Below are 14,503 nucleotides of genomic sequence, written 5' to 3'. Positions count from 1 at the left end.
TTACAATGAAAGAATTAAGCGTTAATCATTTATTAGGTATAAAATATATCAACAAAAACGATATTGAACTTATTTTTGAAACTGCCGATCAATTTAAAGAAGTAATAAACCGACCAATTAAAAAAGTTCCTTCACTTAGGGATATTACAATAGCTAATATATTTTTTGAAAACAGTACAAGGACTAAATTGTCTTTCGAGCTGGCTCAAAAAAGACTTTCTGCCGATGTAATAAGTTTTTCTGCAGCACAGTCTTCGGTTAAAAAAGGGGAAACGCTTATAGATACTGTAAATAACATTCTTTCTATGAAGGTTGATATGGTAGTTATGAGGCATGAAAGACCAGGTGCAGCACACTTTCTTTCGAGAAATGTAAACGCAAGCATTGTAAATGCAGGTGACGGAGCTCATGAACATCCTACGCAGGGATTGCTGGATTCTTATACAATAAGGGAAAAGCTGGGAGATGTAGGTGGTAAAAAAGTAGTTATTGTAGGTGATATACTTCATTCAAGGGTGGCACTTTCTAATATATTTGCTTTGCAGATGCAGGGTGCAGAAGTTAAAGTTTGCGGCCCCAAAACGCTTATACCTAAATATGTAGAATCACTTGGGGTAAAGGTAGAACCAAATCTGCGTAAAGCATTGGAATGGGCAGATGTAGCCAATATGCTTAGGGTACAGAATGAAAGGCTTGATGTTAATTACTTTCCATCTACCAGAGAGTATGCCCAGCAATACGGAGTAGATAAAGCATTGCTGGATTCTTTAAATAAAGAAATTGTTATAATGCACCCGGGCCCAATTAACAGGGGAGTAGAGATAACAAGTGATGTGGCCGATTCTCAGCAATCTGTAATTTTAGAGCAGGTGGAGAATGGTGTAGCTATTAGAATGGCAGTTATATATCTGCTTGCATCAAAAATTAAGCAGTAAAGTTTATAGTATTTATTAAATTTTAGTAAAGAGCAGAGTGCGTTCTTTTTCAACTTTGTATCTTAGCTAATCTGCAATCAGCAACCTTTTGAAAAATGAAAGTAGAAGAAAAAGGACATACCGTTATTATAAAAGAAACTCAGGGAGATATTTTTGCTTTTCGGGATAAAATAACAACTGAATATAATAGCTTTAAAGATTTTAATATTATACTGGATCTCAGCCAGAATCCGGATGTAGATTTAAAAGCTATTCTTTCGTTTCTGCCTTTATCCAACAAACACAGAAAGGCTAAAAAATCCTTTGTGCTTGTTGTCTCAGGTATTGATTTTAATGATATGCCCGAAGAAATGATAATTGTGCCTACACTTCTTGAAGGCAATGATATTATAGAAATGGAAGAGATAGAAAGAGATCTCGGATTTTAATTAACTATTTAGATTTTCAGGTAATAGTAAAGCTTGAAACTTTATAGCCTGAAACCTAAACAAGATAAGAATGAACTTAACTATTCTTGGCTGTTATGCCGCTACACCCCGAACTATGACCAATCCTACATCTCAGGTTTTGGAGATGAAAAACAGGATGTTTCTTATAGACTGTGGGGAAGGCACACAGGTACAGTTAAGAAAGCATAAGCTCAAGTTTTCCCGTATAAATCATGTATTTATATCTCACCTTCACGGAGATCATTTTTATGGGCTTATTGGTTTAATTTCTACATTTTCGTTGCTTAACCGTCAGGCTGACCTACACGTTTACGGTCCTAAAGGAGTTAAAGAAGTTACTCTTTTGCAACTACGGCTTTCGGCCTCGTGGACCAGTTATAATCTTTATTTTCATGAGCTGGATAGTAAAGAGCCTCAGGTTGTTTTTGAAGATGAGAAGGTTATTGTAAGTACCATACCTCTTAAACACAGGGTTTATACTAATGGATATCTTTTTCAGGAAAAAACGGGTGACAGAAAGCTTAATCTGGATGCTGTTAAACAATATGGAATAGAAACATGTTATTACAATAAAATAAAGAGCGGTAGTGATATGAAACTTGAAGATGGGAGGATTATTAATAACGAACTGCTTACTTTTGATCCATATCCTCCTAAAAGCTATGCCTTTTGTTCTGATACTATGTATGATGAAACAATTATATCTTTGATAAGAGATGTGGATGTATTGTATCATGAAAGTACTTTTTTGGAATCTGAACAACATCTTTGTGAAAAAACAATGCATTCTACCGCAAAACAGGCAGCAACAATTGCTTTAAAAGCTAACGCTAAGAATTTAATTTTAGGACACTTTTCTACCCGTTATGGTGCTATAGAACCTTTTAAAGAAGAGGCAGAAACTATATTTGCCAATACACAATTGGCTGACGACGGAAAGTTGTTTGAATTTAATTAATCGGAATTCTGATTTATTTTTATTTACTAAATTTTAAAACTTCATATCATGACGGATTTAAGTAATTATCGTAGATCTTATGAGAAGAGTGAACTTATAGAAAACAATCTGCCGTATGATCCAATTAACCTCTTTAAAAAATGGTTTATTGAAGTAGAGGAATATGATGGGCCGGGTGAAGTAAATGCTATGACTGTTTCTACTTTTGGTTTAGACGGGTTTCCTAAAAACAGGGTTGTACTGCTTAAACAATATACTTATGAAGGTTTTATTTTTTTTACAAATTATGAATCCGAAAAAGGTAAGGCTATAGCTGCTAATCCCCATGTCTGCCTTTCTTTCTTTTGGGAAGGAATGGAACGCCAGGTAATAATAAAAGGAAAAGCTGAAAAAGTTATAAATAATATATCTGATGGCTACTTTGAGAGCCGTCCGGCAGGGAGTAAGTTAGGAGCAAGGGTTTCACCTCAAAGCCAGGTTATTCCGTCAAGAGATTTTATTGAAAATAATTTAAAAAAGCTTGAGAAGGAATTTGAAGGTAAAGATATTCCACGGCCTGAATACTGGGGAGGATATCTTGTAAGGCCTATAGAAATTGAATTTTGGCAGGGGCGCCCTAACAGGCTTCATGATCGTATACGATATAAACTTAATAGTGATTTTTCATGGACTAAAGAACGTTTGGCTCCGTAAGATAAAATTTAACATAATTTAAGGATTAAGGCTTTGTTTTTTTTTAGATATTTAAAAGACTGATACATAACTATTAAAATCTTAGCGTATGAAAAATTTAATCCTTATCAGGCATGCCAAGTCGAGTTGGGAGGCACCACTGATGGACAAAGACCGCCCCCTATCCAAGCGAGGGATTAATGATGCGCATTTGGTGGCTTCGCAGGTAGAAGGTCATTTACCAAAATCCTATATTGTTTGGAGCAGTACAGCTAAAAGAGCAAAAAATACTGCTTATATATTTGCAGAAAGCCTTTCTATACCTCTTGATACCATAGAGTTTAAGGATGATTTATACACATTTGATGGGAAAAGCCTTGAAAATGTAATAAAAAGCTGCAATAACCAATTTGATAACTTAATTCTTTTTGGACATAACGACGCTATTACTAATTTTGTTAATACCTTTGGGAGCCATGCTGTAGATAATGTACCTACTGCTGGTTTTGTATCCCTTTCCTTTCAGCAAAATGACTGGAAAGACATCCGAAAGGGAAAGATAGAAAAAGTATTATTTCCAAGCGAATTAAAAAAACATGATCCACCACTCACCGGTAAACAGGTATATTGACAGGGAAAAAAGCTGGCTGGCATTTAACGCCAGAGTATTGCAGGAAGCAGGAGATGATAAGGTACCATTATTAGACAGACTTAGATTTTTAGGGATATTTTCCAATAATTTTGATGAATTTTTCAGGGTGCGCTATGCGGCTATTCGTCGTTTAAGCCTTGAAGGACAAACGGGCGAAAAAATACTTGGCGGTATAACTGCTCAAAAACTTCTTACGGAAATTACCGAAATTGTTATTGAACAGCAATCAGAGAGTCTTCGTATTTTAAGCGTAATTGAAAAAGAGCTTGAGAAGGAAAATATCTTTATGGTAAATGAAAACCAGCTTACCAAAGAGCAGGAAATTTATGTAAAAGATTTTTTTATACAAAAAGTAAGCCCGGAACTTGTTACGATTATTTTAAATGATCTTGATGAGTTTCCGCTGCTTAAAGACACTTCGGGCTATCTGGCAGTTAAACTCGTGATGAAGCCAAAGGTTTTTCATGGATCTGACCAACCTGTGCAGGAAGTACGTTATGCTGTAATTGAAATTCCTAAAACAATAAACAGGTTTGTTATATTACCTTCTAAAAGTGAGAAGCAGTATATAATTATGCTGGATGATGTTATCAGGTTCAATCTGCACAGTATATTTAATATTTTTAAGTATGAGAGCATTTCTGCCCATATGATAAAAATTACCCGTGATGCACAGCTTGAAATTGACAGCGACCAGAGTAAAAGTCTTATGGAAAAGATTTCGACCAGCGTTAAGGACAGGCGTATAGGTGAACCTGTGCGTTTTGTTTATGATCAGGCAATAGAGCAGGATACACTGGATTTTTTCCAGACAAGAATGGAAATTGATTCATCAGATAGTATTATTCCAGGGGGAAGGTATCATAACAGGCGCGATTACATGAATTTCCCCAACCTTGGGAGAAATGATCTGTTATATAAGCAAAACGTACCATTACCTGTACCGGGTTTAAGTCTTGAAGGTAGTATACTTCACAAAATAAGACAGAAAGATTATCTGCTAAATGCTCCATATCAGTCTTTTGCATATGTAATTAAGTTTCTTCGTGAGGCAGCTTTGGATCCGAAAGTAACATCCATAAGCATTACTTTATATAGACTTGCTAAAAACTCTCAGATTATTAGTTCACTTATAAATGCTGCTAAGAATGGTAAAAAAGTAACTGTACAAATAGAGTTACAGGCACGTTTTGATGAGGCGAGTAATATATCTTATGCAGAACAGATGCAAACTGAAGGCATAAATCTTATTTTTGGTGTTAAAGGTCTTAAAGTTCATAGCAAGATATGTGTTATTGAGCGTCTGGAAAATAATAGAATTAGGCGTTACGGATTTATTTCTACAGGTAATTTTAACGAATCTACTGCTAAGGTATACACTGATGTTACGCTGTTTACAAGCCATCAGCAGATATTGAAGGAAGTTCAGAGAATATTTGAATTTTTTGAAGTAAATTACAGAGTACATCGTTATAAGCATCTTTTTGTATCTCCACATTATACCAGGTCTAAGTTTTATAAGCTCATAGATAGGGAAATACTTAATGCTATTGCCGGAAAAGAAGCTTATATAAAACTTAAAATGAATAGCCTTACCGATTTTAAGATGATTGATAAGCTTTATGAGGCGAGCAGGGAAGGAGTAAAAATTCAGTTAATTATCAGGGGTATATGCTGTCTTATACCGGGAGTACCCGGGATGAGTGAAAATATTGAAGCAATAAGTATTGTAGATAACTATCTGGAACATTCAAGGGTATATATGTTTGCTAATTGCGGGGATCCGGAAATATTTATCTCTTCGGCAGATTTTATGACCAGAAATCTGGATGCAAGGGTTGAAGTAACATGCCCTGTATATGATCCTGAAATTAAAACTGAACTTCTTGAAACCTTTGATATTGGATGGAAGGCAAATGTTAAGGCAAGATTACATTCTGAAACACTTGAAAATAAATATAGGAAACGTCCTAATGAAAAAGTATTTCGTGCACAGTTAGAGACGTACAATTATTATCGAGATAAACTGGAAGTTATTTATGAACATGTAACCGGAAAATGATAGTTTTTGGTTTTTGAGGCATTTAACGAATGATTACAATAAAAAAATATGCTGCGATAGATATTGGCTCTAATGCCATGAGGCTATTAGTGTCTAATATCGTAGAGCAGGAGGGTAAAGAACCTCAGTTTAATAAAAGCTCATTAGTGAGGGTGCCTATACGTTTAGGGCAGGATGCTTTTACGGTGGGTGAAATTACAGATGAAAATATTGAGCGAATGGTAGATGCCATGAAAGCTTATAAGCTGCTAATGAAAGTGCATAAGGTAGAAAAATATATGGCCTGTGCAACTTCGGCTATGCGTGAAGCTTTCAATGGTAAGGAAGTTGCTGATATAATTGAACAGGAATCAGGAATTAAAATAGACATTATAGATGGTAAAAAAGAAGCAGCTATTATTGCTTCAACAGATTTACATCATCTTGTAAAAACTGACCAAACCTATTTGTATGTTGACGTAGGAGGGGGAAGTACAGAGTTCTCTTTATTTTCTAATGGTAAAATAGTGGCTTCCAAATCATTTAAAAATGGTACAGTAAGACTGTTAAATAATATGGTAAATGAGGTTGTATGGATAGAAATTGAAAAATGGATTAAAACCGTTACAGCGCCTTATGAAACTATTACGCTTATTGGTTCCGGAGGAAATATTAATAAATTATTTAAAATGTCCGGCAAACAACAGGAAAAGCCATTATCATATTTCTATGTGAACAGCCAGTATCAATTTCTTAATGGACTTACGTATGAACAACGCATCGCAGAATTAGGGTTGAATCCTGACCGTGCAGACGTTATTATATATGCAGCAAGAATTTATCTGAATGCTATGAAATGGAGTGGAGCACGTAATATTTACGTTCCAAAAATAGGATTGTCTGATGGTATTGTAAAGGCAATGTATTATGATAAGATATAGCAATGTATGCAAAAAATTAAACTCATTAAGGGTGATATAACTAAAATAGAAGTTGCAGCAATAGTAAATGCAGCTAATTCTTCTTTACTTGGCGGAGGGGGAGTTGATGGAGCTATTCATAGAGCCGGTGGAAAAGCAATTTTAGAAGAATGTATGGCTATCCGTAATCGTCAGGGTGGATGCAATACTGGTGATGCAGTAATAACCACGGGAGGAAATCTGCCTGCAGATTATGTTATACATACCGTTGGTCCTGTTTGGAGTGGTGATAAAGCTGAGAAAGAACAATTGTTGGCAAAATCGTATCTAAGCTGCTTAAAAATTGCTCTGCAAAACAATATTCAAACTATAGCTTTTCCTAATATCAGTACAGGTATTTATCAATTTCCAAAAGACAAAGCAGCTACTATAGCTGTTACTACTGTAAAACATTTTTTAGAGGAAAATGAAGATATAAAAGAAGTAGTTTTTGTTTGTTTTGATGATGAGAATTATAAACTCTACAAAGATTTATTAAATCTGTAATTACATAATATAAAATTCATCTTTTGTAATAGGCTCCGGTACATTTTCTTCCTTAAGAAGTTGCCTTATATTTATTTCTATTGTTCTTGCTATAGCAGTTACAGAAGTGTCACTAGGCCTGTTTCTGAAAGGGTCCTGCAAATGAAAAGCTGTTTTTTCAAGCATAAAAAATACAAGGGAAATAACTAAAAGCAAGGGTATTTCGTATCCTAGTTTTACATTTTTTAACGCAACAGACAGTATAGTTACAAACAGATAAATAGTAAAATGTAAAAACATTCTGTAGGTAGTAGGAAATACTGTCGAATTAATTCTTTCGGCTGCTCCCATACTGTCTGAAAAGCGTACACAAGTAGTATTTAATTGTATATGCTCAAAATCGCTTAGCGCATTTTGTTTTCTCAACGAGCTTATTTCTCCTGTATTTAATTGTAATATACCTAAAGGTTTATTACTGAACTTAGCAACTTTATTTAATTCTTCTTCTGATAGAAAGGCCTCGCAATTTTGTAATGGATTTAACCCTCTTAATGATTGTCCAAGCGAATAGCACCACGCAATTTGCCTATAAGAAATTGTTTTTATTATGTGGCTGTCTGCATTTTCAGTTTTTATAAATGCCTGTAATTGTAAAACCAGGCTTCTGGAATCGTTCACTATAGCTCCCCAAATTTTTCTTGCTTCCCACCAGCGGTCATAAGACTGGCTCATTTTAAATGATAATAATACCGATATTGCCGTACCCAAAAATGTTGCTATTGTGAGGGGCATTTCAGGAAGATAATCATAAATTTTTTCAGTCAGGAAATGTATGCCAATGCCTAAAAAGAGTACAATAAGCATTTCATATTTTACCATTTTTAAAAGGTAAAGAAAAGGAACCCGTTTGTCAACCAGCATATAAGTACATTTAGATTATATATAAAAATACATAATGTTTTAATGTTGTAATAGGATTGACTAAAATTAGTTTAGTTATTTAAACTTTATCACCAGTCTGCTTTTACTTTAGAAGGAATTTGATCTTGGTGATGCTCACCCATTTGTCTGTAAAATTTTCCGTCAGGTTTGATTATGATGTAATTACATCCTGATCCGAAAGGGAAAAGTAATTTTCTTATAATATCATTATTATCTTCAAATACAAAATCTTTAGGATAAACAAATCCTTTTTCAGTAATATAAAATTGTATAAATTGTTTTTTACGTTTAAAAAAGTTTCTATAGGATTTTACAGAACTATAATAATCCAGGCAATGCGGTTGGTTAGGCATAGACTTTTTAAATGCAAAATTTATAACCAGAGTCTGGTCTTCATTAATGGTTGATCCTGTTATTTTTTTTAAATAATTTAAAACCTGATTCCTTTTTTCTGTACTTATTTCTCCGTATTCTTCTATTAAAATAAGCCTGGCATTTATTGAGTCCTTGGTTTCATAAGCAATCCATGTATACTTATTGCTTTTTGTTTTTTTAGAAAAAACATCCTGAGTAATCATTTCACCTTTTTCATTAAAGAGGTAGCCTGGTTTTTCAGGAGATTGCCCTAAACATGTAAAACCCAAAACGAAAAAGATATAGAGAAATTTCATAATATATTAAATGTCCAGATCAAACATTTTTCTTAAAGTTTCAACAGAAGGATTAATGGCTTTAAGTTTTTCAAATTTTTCAAGAGGGGTAAAGGCATGTTTTGTTGAAACCACTTCATTTACGTTTACTTCAATAGTAATGTCGTGATTATGTAATTTACCACGTAAATAACCTAATAATTCGTGCTTTCCGTTGTCAAAATCTACTTTAGATCCTTCGTTAGGCAATTCCAGCTTAATGATTGTTCCTTCAAGTACAGGATCATTAATTTGCATATAGGTAGCCATAATTTTCTGACCGGAATCGCTAAGGCGTTTCGCGAACTTATTCCACTGCAGCAGCATATCAGTTTCACTAAAAGGCTCTCTTGGTAATTCATCAGTCTGCCTTACCATTGCCTTCTGACTTTCCAGCAGTTCTTTTTTTTGACGTAAACCTGCCAGTGAAAAAGCCGATACTTTAGGACTACCATCATCATCAACCTTTGTAATTACGGGAGGTTTTATGATTTCCGGCTCATCTACCTCAAGTTTATCAGCAGGCAGCGGGGTAATTACCGTAGATTTACTTTCTGTTACGGTAACTGTGTTTTCAGTTTGGGCAACAGTTTGCTCCGGTGCAACATTTGTTTTTGCTACTGTGGGATTATTTTTAAAATAATGGGGAGGAATTATAAATTGGTCAGCTTTTTTTTTTCTCCATCAAAAGTGATGGAGGCAAGCTGCATAAGGCATAGCTCTACAAGCAGCCTTTGATTCTGACTTGATTTGTACTTCAAATCACAATCATTGGCAATATCTATGGCTTTTAATAAAAAATCCTGACTTGCTTTTTGTGATTGTTCACCATATAAATTCTGAGCTATTTCACCAGCTTCCAATAAAATTAGCGTTGCAGGATTTTTACTTACAAGCAAATCGCGGAAATGAGAGGCAAGCCCTGCTATAAAATGATGCCCGTCAAATCCTTTTGCTAAAATCTCATTGTACGTCAGCAGTAATTCAGGAATGCGGTTTTCAAGAATAAGATTAGTTACATTTATGTAATATTCGTAATCAAGTACATTTAAGTTTTCAGTTACGGCCTGACGGGTAAGATTCTTACCGCAGTAACTAACAACCCTGTCAAATATGGATAAGGCATCACGCATTGCACCATCAGCTTTTTGAGCTATAATATGCAATGCATCATCTTCAAAAGTAATCCCCTGGTTTGTGGCAACTTCTGCAAGATGTTCTTTAGCATCTTTAACGGTGATTCTTTTAAAATCAAATATCTGACATCTTGATAAGATGGTAGGTATAATTTTATGCTTCTCTGTGGTTGCCAATATAAATATGGCGTGTCTTGGCGGCTCTTCAAGTGTTTTTAAAAAGGCATTAAATGCAGCCTGGGAGAGCATATGTACCTCATCAATAATATATACCTTGTATTTACCTGTTTGCGGAGGTATGCGAACCTGATCTATAAGGTTGCGTATATCATCTACTGAGTTATTAGAAGCTGCATCCAGTTCAAATACATTAAATGCAAAATCTTCATAAGGGTCATCATAACCTTCCTGATTTATTTTTCGGGCTAATATTCGTGCACAAGTAGTTTTTCCTACTCCGCGCGGACCTGTAAATAATAAAGCTTGTGCCAGGTGATTGTTTTCTATGGCATTTAGCAGCGTATTGGTAATAGCTTGTTGCCCAACAACATCCTTAAATGTTTGCGGTCGGTACTTTCTGGCTGATACTATAAACTGTTCCATAGGCTGTAAAGAGATACAAATATAAAATTTTTTACAGCAGTGACACCAATATTATAGCGTAATAATTTGCTTTTATAGTTAAATAATCACTTCTGCTATATCTTCAGAAATAAGTAAGTCTAATAAAGCTTTTTCATTAGGATTAAGTTCTATATCATTATCTTCGGCATATGCATATTTACTTATAGTGCCTTTTTCATAAGCTGCAATAACAGTTGGATGAACGTAGTATTTTTTACAAACAGTACGGGTATTACCTAATTTTTCAGCAACGGAATCCAATACGGCAACTACTTTTCGCTTACAATCAGTATCATTATTATAATTCCCTATGTCTATAAAGGCACATAATGCATTTAAGCTGCCTGCCCAGGCGCGGAAGTCTTTTGCAGTAAAATCTTCTCCTGTAATATCTTTTATATAATTATTTACATCTGCAGACCCAATAGTATGGCGTTTCCCATCATCATCATAATATTGAAATAGTTCATGACCCGGAATTTCTTTGCATTTTTTTACAAGATTAGCTAACTTTTTGCTTTGCAATTTTATTTTATGTTTGACACCTTTTTTTCCTATAAAATCAAAAGATACAGAAGCTCCTTCAAATTTCACATGTTTATCCCGAAGTGTTGTAAGTCCAAATGAACCGTATAATTTTTTATAAGCGTCGTTGCCAATACGGATATTTGTTAACTCAATAAGTTTTATTACTAAGGCAATTACCTTTTCATAAGGCAAACCTTTTCTTTTCAGATCTTTTTCAACATGTTCTCTAATTAAGGGTAAAGCATGTGCAAACCGCCTTAACCGGTAAAACTTTGACTGGTTTCTGATTCTGTTCCATTCCGGATGATAACGGTATTGTTTTCTTCCTTTAGCATCTGTACCGGTTACCTGTAAATGTCCATTTTCATATGGTGATATCCATACGTTTTCCCAAGCGGGCGGAATTACCAGTTTTTTAATACGTTCTAATATATACCTATCCTTAACGGTGTGTCCTGATTCATCTATATAACTAAAGCCATTACCCTTACGTTTTCTGTAAAAACCTTTATCAGATTTTAAACAATAACGAAGGCCAACAGCTTTAGCAGTGACTTTAGGATTACTCCCTATTTTTTCAAGTTTTTTCTCCAGCCTGTTCATGGCTTTTTAATTGGCTCTGCCTTTTATGCTCATATCAAGTAATACTTTTGCAGCGCTATTTTCGCTATAAGCACCTGGACTTACAACATACACGCCTTTTTCACCTGTTTTTGCTTTTATTCCATAAACAGTTGCTTCATCTCCCGGGTCGCTTTCGCCTTCGTATCGATAGATGTGCTCAATCTCAAAATCTTCACAATGATTTTTAATTCTATCTTCTTCAAGATTAAAATCTGTTGTAAAACCTTTATCGCTTAATTCCTGTAATGCCTTAGAAACTGTGGCATAATGATACATTTGTCTGTCCATGGTATAAAATATTTAAGTTAGTTTGTTTTATATGCTTAAAATTAAATATTTCATTTTTTTAACCCCGCCAAGGAAATGTTAAACATTTTCTCACACAGCACGAGGCCGTAAATTACTTTATACTTTTAAATTTCGGGCTTTAAAAGTAAAGAGTATCTTTGCAGCCGCAGGCCGTCTTATCGCCGTCTCAAAGAGAGGGAGGAAAGTCCGGACACCATAGGGCAGCATAGCGGGTAACACCCGTCATTCTATTTAAATAGGAGAGGACAAGTGCAACAGAAAGTATGTACAGGTAATGCTGTAGTGAAACCAGGTAAACTCTATGCGGTGAAATGCCATGTATACCGGCAATTAAGGGCTGCCCGCCCAATGCCGGGGGGTAGGCAGATTGATCCTTTACAGTAATGTAAGGACTAGATAAATGATAAGAAACCCCGCTTTTGGGCGGGGTTACAGAATCCGGCTTACAGGCCTGCTTTTTTTACAGCTTATAGCAAAACATTATACCGCCACGGTAAGGAAGCCATTCGCCGCTTTTATTGTATTTGGCAAATTCGTAGGGTTCATTGTTTGATAAGTAACGGCCTTTATAGTGAGCCTGCTGGTTACCACCGCCGATAAACATGTCAATCATCCATTTATCATTAATTTTTACCTGATAGCCAATAGTAATACCTAAAAAGAAAGCTTCTCCTTTTTGGTATTTATCAGTATTAAGATAATTCCATTTTTGGAGTTCAAATATGGCACCACCCACATGGCCACCAACGTAAAGGCCTTTATCGTTTTCATTAAAATGGTATCGTACTTCACTAAAAACCATTAATGTTTTAAAAGGAGCATTGTTTACAGATTCCCAATATGCACCTAATACGTCACCCTGAAAAGTTACTTTTTTTGCAAGGCTTGTTTCTATACCAATTTGTGGTATGCCCAATAAAGTTGTAGGAGCATTAAATTTAATATAGGTTTGTGAAATTGCAGGAAATGCTGCCAGTATTAATACCAGCATAAAGAATTTTTTCATTTGAAATTGAAGAGTAGTTTTTTAACAATTATTTTGCAGGAAAATTACATATAATCTTCTTCATCGGCAATAATATCGTCTTCTATTTCTTCATCAAATTCAAAAAAAGAAAAAACCGAGCCACCATAGTTCTTCTGGAAAGAAAAATTCATCATATGGCTAAGGTTTGTATGCTTGGAATGCTCTATAATCATCATTCCATCAAGCTGTAAAAGTTCGTTTTCTAAAACAAGGGTAACTATTTCTTCAAAAACTTTCTGATCTAGGTTATAGGGTGGATCAGCAAAAATTATATCATATGATGATTTGTTGGTTTTTAAAAACTTAATTACATCACTTTTTTGGGCCATTATATCAAACTCAAACTCAGCACTGGTTTGTTTTATAAATTTTATACACCCAAAATCAGCATCAACAGAAGTAACACTTGCTGCACCTCGTGAAGCAAACTCATAGCTTATATTCCCAGTGCCGGAAAAAAGATCGAGTATTTTAAGGCCTTCAAAATCAAAACGATTATTTAATATATTAAACAACGACTCTTTAGACATATCCGTCGTGGGGCGCACCGGAAGGTTTTTTGGAGCAGTTATCCTTCTCCCTTTATATTTTCCTGAAATGATCCTCATGAGTTAAATAGTATAAAGTGTTGTAAAGCATTATCTTTAGTAATGTTCCATTTTTGCTGTAATGGCTGGGAGTTAAATAAAGATATATTTCTGATATAAGTATAAGCTAATGTGTAATTATCGTCGTTTTCAGTTACTTTTCCTAATAGATATACTGCTGCTGTTTCAGGATTAAGAAAAAGCTGTTCCATTGTGAAAAGCAAAAAGTATAAAAAATCTTCAGGTGTTTTATATTCAAAGGAATTATATAATAAAAGTTTTTGATTTCTAACAACCACTATTTCAAAATTTGAATCCTGAAAGTGTACATAAACCTGCTTTTCATCAATATTTTTAGATGCATCTAATAGTTTTGAAACCAGTACGCTATTAGCATTTTTATATTCAAAAGCACCAAACTGGTCTATAAGAAAATTATTTACGTTCATCATAGGTACGTATACATTATTCAGCTCATAGCTATCCAGTTCATCTACAGCAAAAAAATCAGTTTCAAAAACCTTAGTATTATACTGAAGGTAGCTTCCCGGATATTTATTGTCAAAAAGTGCAGTTGGTACAAATGTGTTAAAACTATTGTTGTGCAATACTACAATTTCATCAAAAGGATTTGTTAGTAAAGGGTTATTAACAAAGGCTTTCCATAATTCTTCTTCTAAAGGAATGTATTTAGAAAAATCAGCAGTTACGCAATGTGTTATCTCTCTGTTTAGGGTATCAAAGCAACAAAAAGACATACCATTAGCAGAAACCTGCAGTGCCAGCTTTTTATAATTACGTGAAGTTATGGTGTTGTTCATTAATACGTAGTTTCATTGCAAATTTACATTCTTTTTTGGTTTAGTACGGGCTCATCTTTAAATT

General features: G+C 34.5%; 17 protein-coding genes and 1 other RNA gene. 9 read left to right on the top strand and 9 right to left on the bottom strand.

Annotation, left to right across the window (positions count from 1 at the left end; genetic code table 11):
• The first annotated feature begins 5 nt into the window (after positions 1 to 5).
• From NHE85_RS15510 to NHE85_RS15475, 8 genes are all read left to right on the top strand, one after another.
• On the top strand, positions 6 to 935 hold the full coding sequence (locus NHE85_RS15510) for an aspartate carbamoyltransferase catalytic subunit (RefSeq protein WP_252813050.1): 930 nt from the start codon (positions 6 to 8) through the stop codon (positions 933 to 935).
• Positions 936 to 1,030: 95 nt separating this feature from the next.
• Positions 1,031 to 1,363 (top strand): ribonuclease Z, encoded by a 333-nt coding sequence (locus NHE85_RS15505; protein ID WP_252813049.1) that lies wholly within the window; start codon positions 1,031 to 1,033, stop codon positions 1,361 to 1,363.
• Between the two features lie 70 nt (positions 1,364 to 1,433).
• Positions 1,434 to 2,342 carry a ribonuclease Z gene (locus NHE85_RS15500; RefSeq protein ID WP_252813048.1) on the top strand — a complete coding sequence of 303 codons (909 nt, stop codon included), beginning with the start codon at positions 1,434 to 1,436 and terminating at the stop codon, positions 2,340 to 2,342.
• A gap of 48 nt (positions 2,343 to 2,390) precedes the next feature.
• Positions 2,391 to 3,035 (top strand): pyridoxamine 5'-phosphate oxidase, encoded by a 645-nt coding sequence (gene pdxH / locus NHE85_RS15495; RefSeq protein WP_252813047.1) that lies wholly within the window; start codon positions 2,391 to 2,393, stop codon positions 3,033 to 3,035.
• Between the two features lie 88 nt (positions 3,036 to 3,123).
• A complete protein-coding gene (locus tag NHE85_RS15490; RefSeq protein ID WP_252813046.1) occupies positions 3,124 to 3,645 on the top strand; it encodes a histidine phosphatase family protein in 522 nt (173 codons plus the stop codon).
• The gene (gene ppk1 / locus NHE85_RS15485) at positions 3,611 to 5,728 is read left to right on the top strand and encodes a polyphosphate kinase 1 (protein ID WP_252813045.1); all 2,118 of its coding nucleotides are present in this window, start codon (positions 3,611 to 3,613) and stop codon (positions 5,726 to 5,728) included. The genes NHE85_RS15490 and ppk1 overlap by 35 nt, the downstream gene beginning before the upstream one ends.
• Positions 5,729 to 5,757: 29 nt before the next feature.
• Positions 5,758 to 6,648, top strand: coding sequence for a Ppx/GppA phosphatase family protein (locus NHE85_RS15480; RefSeq protein ID WP_252813044.1), 891 nt, complete (start codon positions 5,758 to 5,760; stop codon positions 6,646 to 6,648).
• A gap of 6 nt (positions 6,649 to 6,654) precedes the next feature.
• A complete protein-coding gene (locus NHE85_RS15475; RefSeq protein WP_252813043.1) occupies positions 6,655 to 7,173 on the top strand; it encodes an O-acetyl-ADP-ribose deacetylase in 519 nt (172 codons plus the stop codon).
• On the opposite strand, the gene NHE85_RS15470 is transcribed toward NHE85_RS15475, so the two are convergent.
• The 6 genes from NHE85_RS15470 to NHE85_RS15445 form a co-directional block, all read right to left on the bottom strand.
• Positions 7,174 to 8,073, bottom strand: a complete 900-nt coding sequence (locus tag NHE85_RS15470) for a bestrophin family protein (RefSeq protein WP_252813042.1) — start codon at positions 8,071 to 8,073, stop codon at positions 7,174 to 7,176.
• Between the two features lie 89 nt (positions 8,074 to 8,162).
• Complete coding sequence (locus NHE85_RS15465; RefSeq protein WP_252813041.1) at positions 8,163 to 8,765, bottom strand: hypothetical protein; 603 nt, start codon at positions 8,763 to 8,765, stop codon at positions 8,163 to 8,165.
• Positions 8,766 to 8,771: 6 nt separating this feature from the next.
• A complete protein-coding gene (locus NHE85_RS15460) occupies positions 8,772 to 9,161 on the bottom strand; it encodes a hypothetical protein (RefSeq protein WP_252813040.1) in 390 nt (129 codons plus the stop codon).
• 275 nt (positions 9,162 to 9,436) lie between these two features.
• Positions 9,437 to 10,522 carry a DNA polymerase III subunit gamma/tau gene (gene dnaX / locus NHE85_RS15455; protein WP_252813039.1) on the bottom strand — a complete coding sequence of 362 codons (1,086 nt, stop codon included), beginning with the start codon at positions 10,520 to 10,522 and terminating at the stop codon, positions 9,437 to 9,439.
• Between the two features lie 78 nt (positions 10,523 to 10,600).
• Positions 10,601 to 11,674, bottom strand: a complete 1,074-nt coding sequence (locus tag NHE85_RS15450) for a DNA topoisomerase IB (protein ID WP_252813038.1) — start codon at positions 11,672 to 11,674, stop codon at positions 10,601 to 10,603.
• 6 nt (positions 11,675 to 11,680) lie between these two features.
• Complete coding sequence (locus tag NHE85_RS15445; protein WP_252813037.1) at positions 11,681 to 11,983, bottom strand: hypothetical protein; 303 nt, start codon at positions 11,981 to 11,983, stop codon at positions 11,681 to 11,683.
• Positions 11,984 to 12,146: 163 nt separating this feature from the next.
• Here NHE85_RS15445 and rnpB point away from each other — a divergent pair.
• Positions 12,147 to 12,466, top strand: an RNA gene (gene rnpB / locus NHE85_RS15440) — RNase P RNA component class A.
• Here rnpB and NHE85_RS15435 read toward each other — a convergent pair.
• From NHE85_RS15435 to NHE85_RS15425, 3 genes are read right to left on the bottom strand one after another with little or no spacing between them, the layout of a single operon-like run.
• Entirely contained in the window at positions 12,465 to 13,010 is a 546-nt protein-coding gene (locus NHE85_RS15435) for a DUF3575 domain-containing protein (RefSeq protein ID WP_252813036.1), read from the bottom strand. The two genes, rnpB and NHE85_RS15435, sit on opposite strands and share 2 nt — an antisense overlap.
• A gap of 44 nt (positions 13,011 to 13,054) precedes the next feature.
• Positions 13,055 to 13,639: a 16S rRNA (guanine(966)-N(2))-methyltransferase RsmD gene (gene rsmD, locus NHE85_RS15430; RefSeq protein WP_252813035.1), complete on the bottom strand. Its 585-nt coding sequence runs from the start codon at positions 13,637 to 13,639 to the stop codon at positions 13,055 to 13,057.
• Positions 13,636 to 14,439, bottom strand: coding sequence for a DUF3822 family protein (locus NHE85_RS15425; protein ID WP_252813034.1), 804 nt, complete (start codon positions 14,437 to 14,439; stop codon positions 13,636 to 13,638). The genes rsmD and NHE85_RS15425 overlap by 4 nt, the downstream gene beginning before the upstream one ends.
• Positions 14,440 to 14,503 lie beyond the last annotated feature (64 nt).

Source organism: Flavobacterium sp. NRK1, assembly GCF_024054175.1.
In the GTDB taxonomy this organism is placed as follows: Bacteria; Bacteroidota; Bacteroidia; order Flavobacteriales; family Flavobacteriaceae; genus Flavobacterium.
This window is presented reverse-complemented; position numbering and strand designations above follow the sequence as displayed.

What these genes read in the sequence shown, in the direction of transcription:
- NHE85_RS15505 (WP_252813049.1), top strand. Translation starts at nt 1,031, where the DNA reads ATGAAAGTAGAAGAAAAAGGACATACCGTTATTATAAAAGAAACTCAG.
- NHE85_RS15450 (WP_252813038.1), bottom strand. Translation starts at nt 11,674, where the DNA reads ATGAACAGGCTGGAGAAAAAACTTGAAAAAATAGGGAGTAATCCTAAA.
- NHE85_RS15460 (WP_252813040.1), bottom strand. Translation starts at nt 9,161, where the DNA reads ATGGTAAGGCAGACTGATGAATTACCAAGAGAGCCTTTTAGTGAAACT.
- ppk1 (WP_252813045.1), top strand. Translation starts at nt 3,611, where the DNA reads ATGATCCACCACTCACCGGTAAACAGGTATATTGACAGGGAAAAAAGC.
- NHE85_RS15465 (WP_252813041.1), bottom strand. Translation starts at nt 8,765, where the DNA reads ATGAAATTTCTCTATATCTTTTTCGTTTTGGGTTTTACATGTTTAGGG.
- NHE85_RS15475 (WP_252813043.1), top strand. Translation starts at nt 6,655, where the DNA reads ATGCAAAAAATTAAACTCATTAAGGGTGATATAACTAAAATAGAAGTT.
- pdxH (WP_252813047.1), top strand. Translation starts at nt 2,391, where the DNA reads ATGACGGATTTAAGTAATTATCGTAGATCTTATGAGAAGAGTGAACTT.
- rsmD (WP_252813035.1), bottom strand. Translation starts at nt 13,639, where the DNA reads ATGAGGATCATTTCAGGAAAATATAAAGGGAGAAGGATAACTGCTCCA.
- NHE85_RS15480 (WP_252813044.1), top strand. Translation starts at nt 5,758, where the DNA reads ATGATTACAATAAAAAAATATGCTGCGATAGATATTGGCTCTAATGCC.
- dnaX (WP_252813039.1), bottom strand. Translation starts at nt 10,522, where the DNA reads ATGGAACAGTTTATAGTATCAGCCAGAAAGTACCGACCGCAAACATTT.
- NHE85_RS15470 (WP_252813042.1), bottom strand. Translation starts at nt 8,073, where the DNA reads ATGCTGGTTGACAAACGGGTTCCTTTTCTTTACCTTTTAAAAATGGTA.
- NHE85_RS15510 (WP_252813050.1), top strand. Translation starts at nt 6, where the DNA reads ATGAAAGAATTAAGCGTTAATCATTTATTAGGTATAAAATATATCAAC.
- NHE85_RS15425 (WP_252813034.1), bottom strand. Translation starts at nt 14,439, where the DNA reads ATGAACAACACCATAACTTCACGTAATTATAAAAAGCTGGCACTGCAG.
- NHE85_RS15435 (WP_252813036.1), bottom strand. Translation starts at nt 13,010, where the DNA reads ATGAAAAAATTCTTTATGCTGGTATTAATACTGGCAGCATTTCCTGCA.
- NHE85_RS15445 (WP_252813037.1), bottom strand. Translation starts at nt 11,983, where the DNA reads ATGGACAGACAAATGTATCATTATGCCACAGTTTCTAAGGCATTACAG.
- NHE85_RS15490 (WP_252813046.1), top strand. Translation starts at nt 3,124, where the DNA reads ATGAAAAATTTAATCCTTATCAGGCATGCCAAGTCGAGTTGGGAGGCA.
- NHE85_RS15500 (WP_252813048.1), top strand. Translation starts at nt 1,434, where the DNA reads ATGAACTTAACTATTCTTGGCTGTTATGCCGCTACACCCCGAACTATG.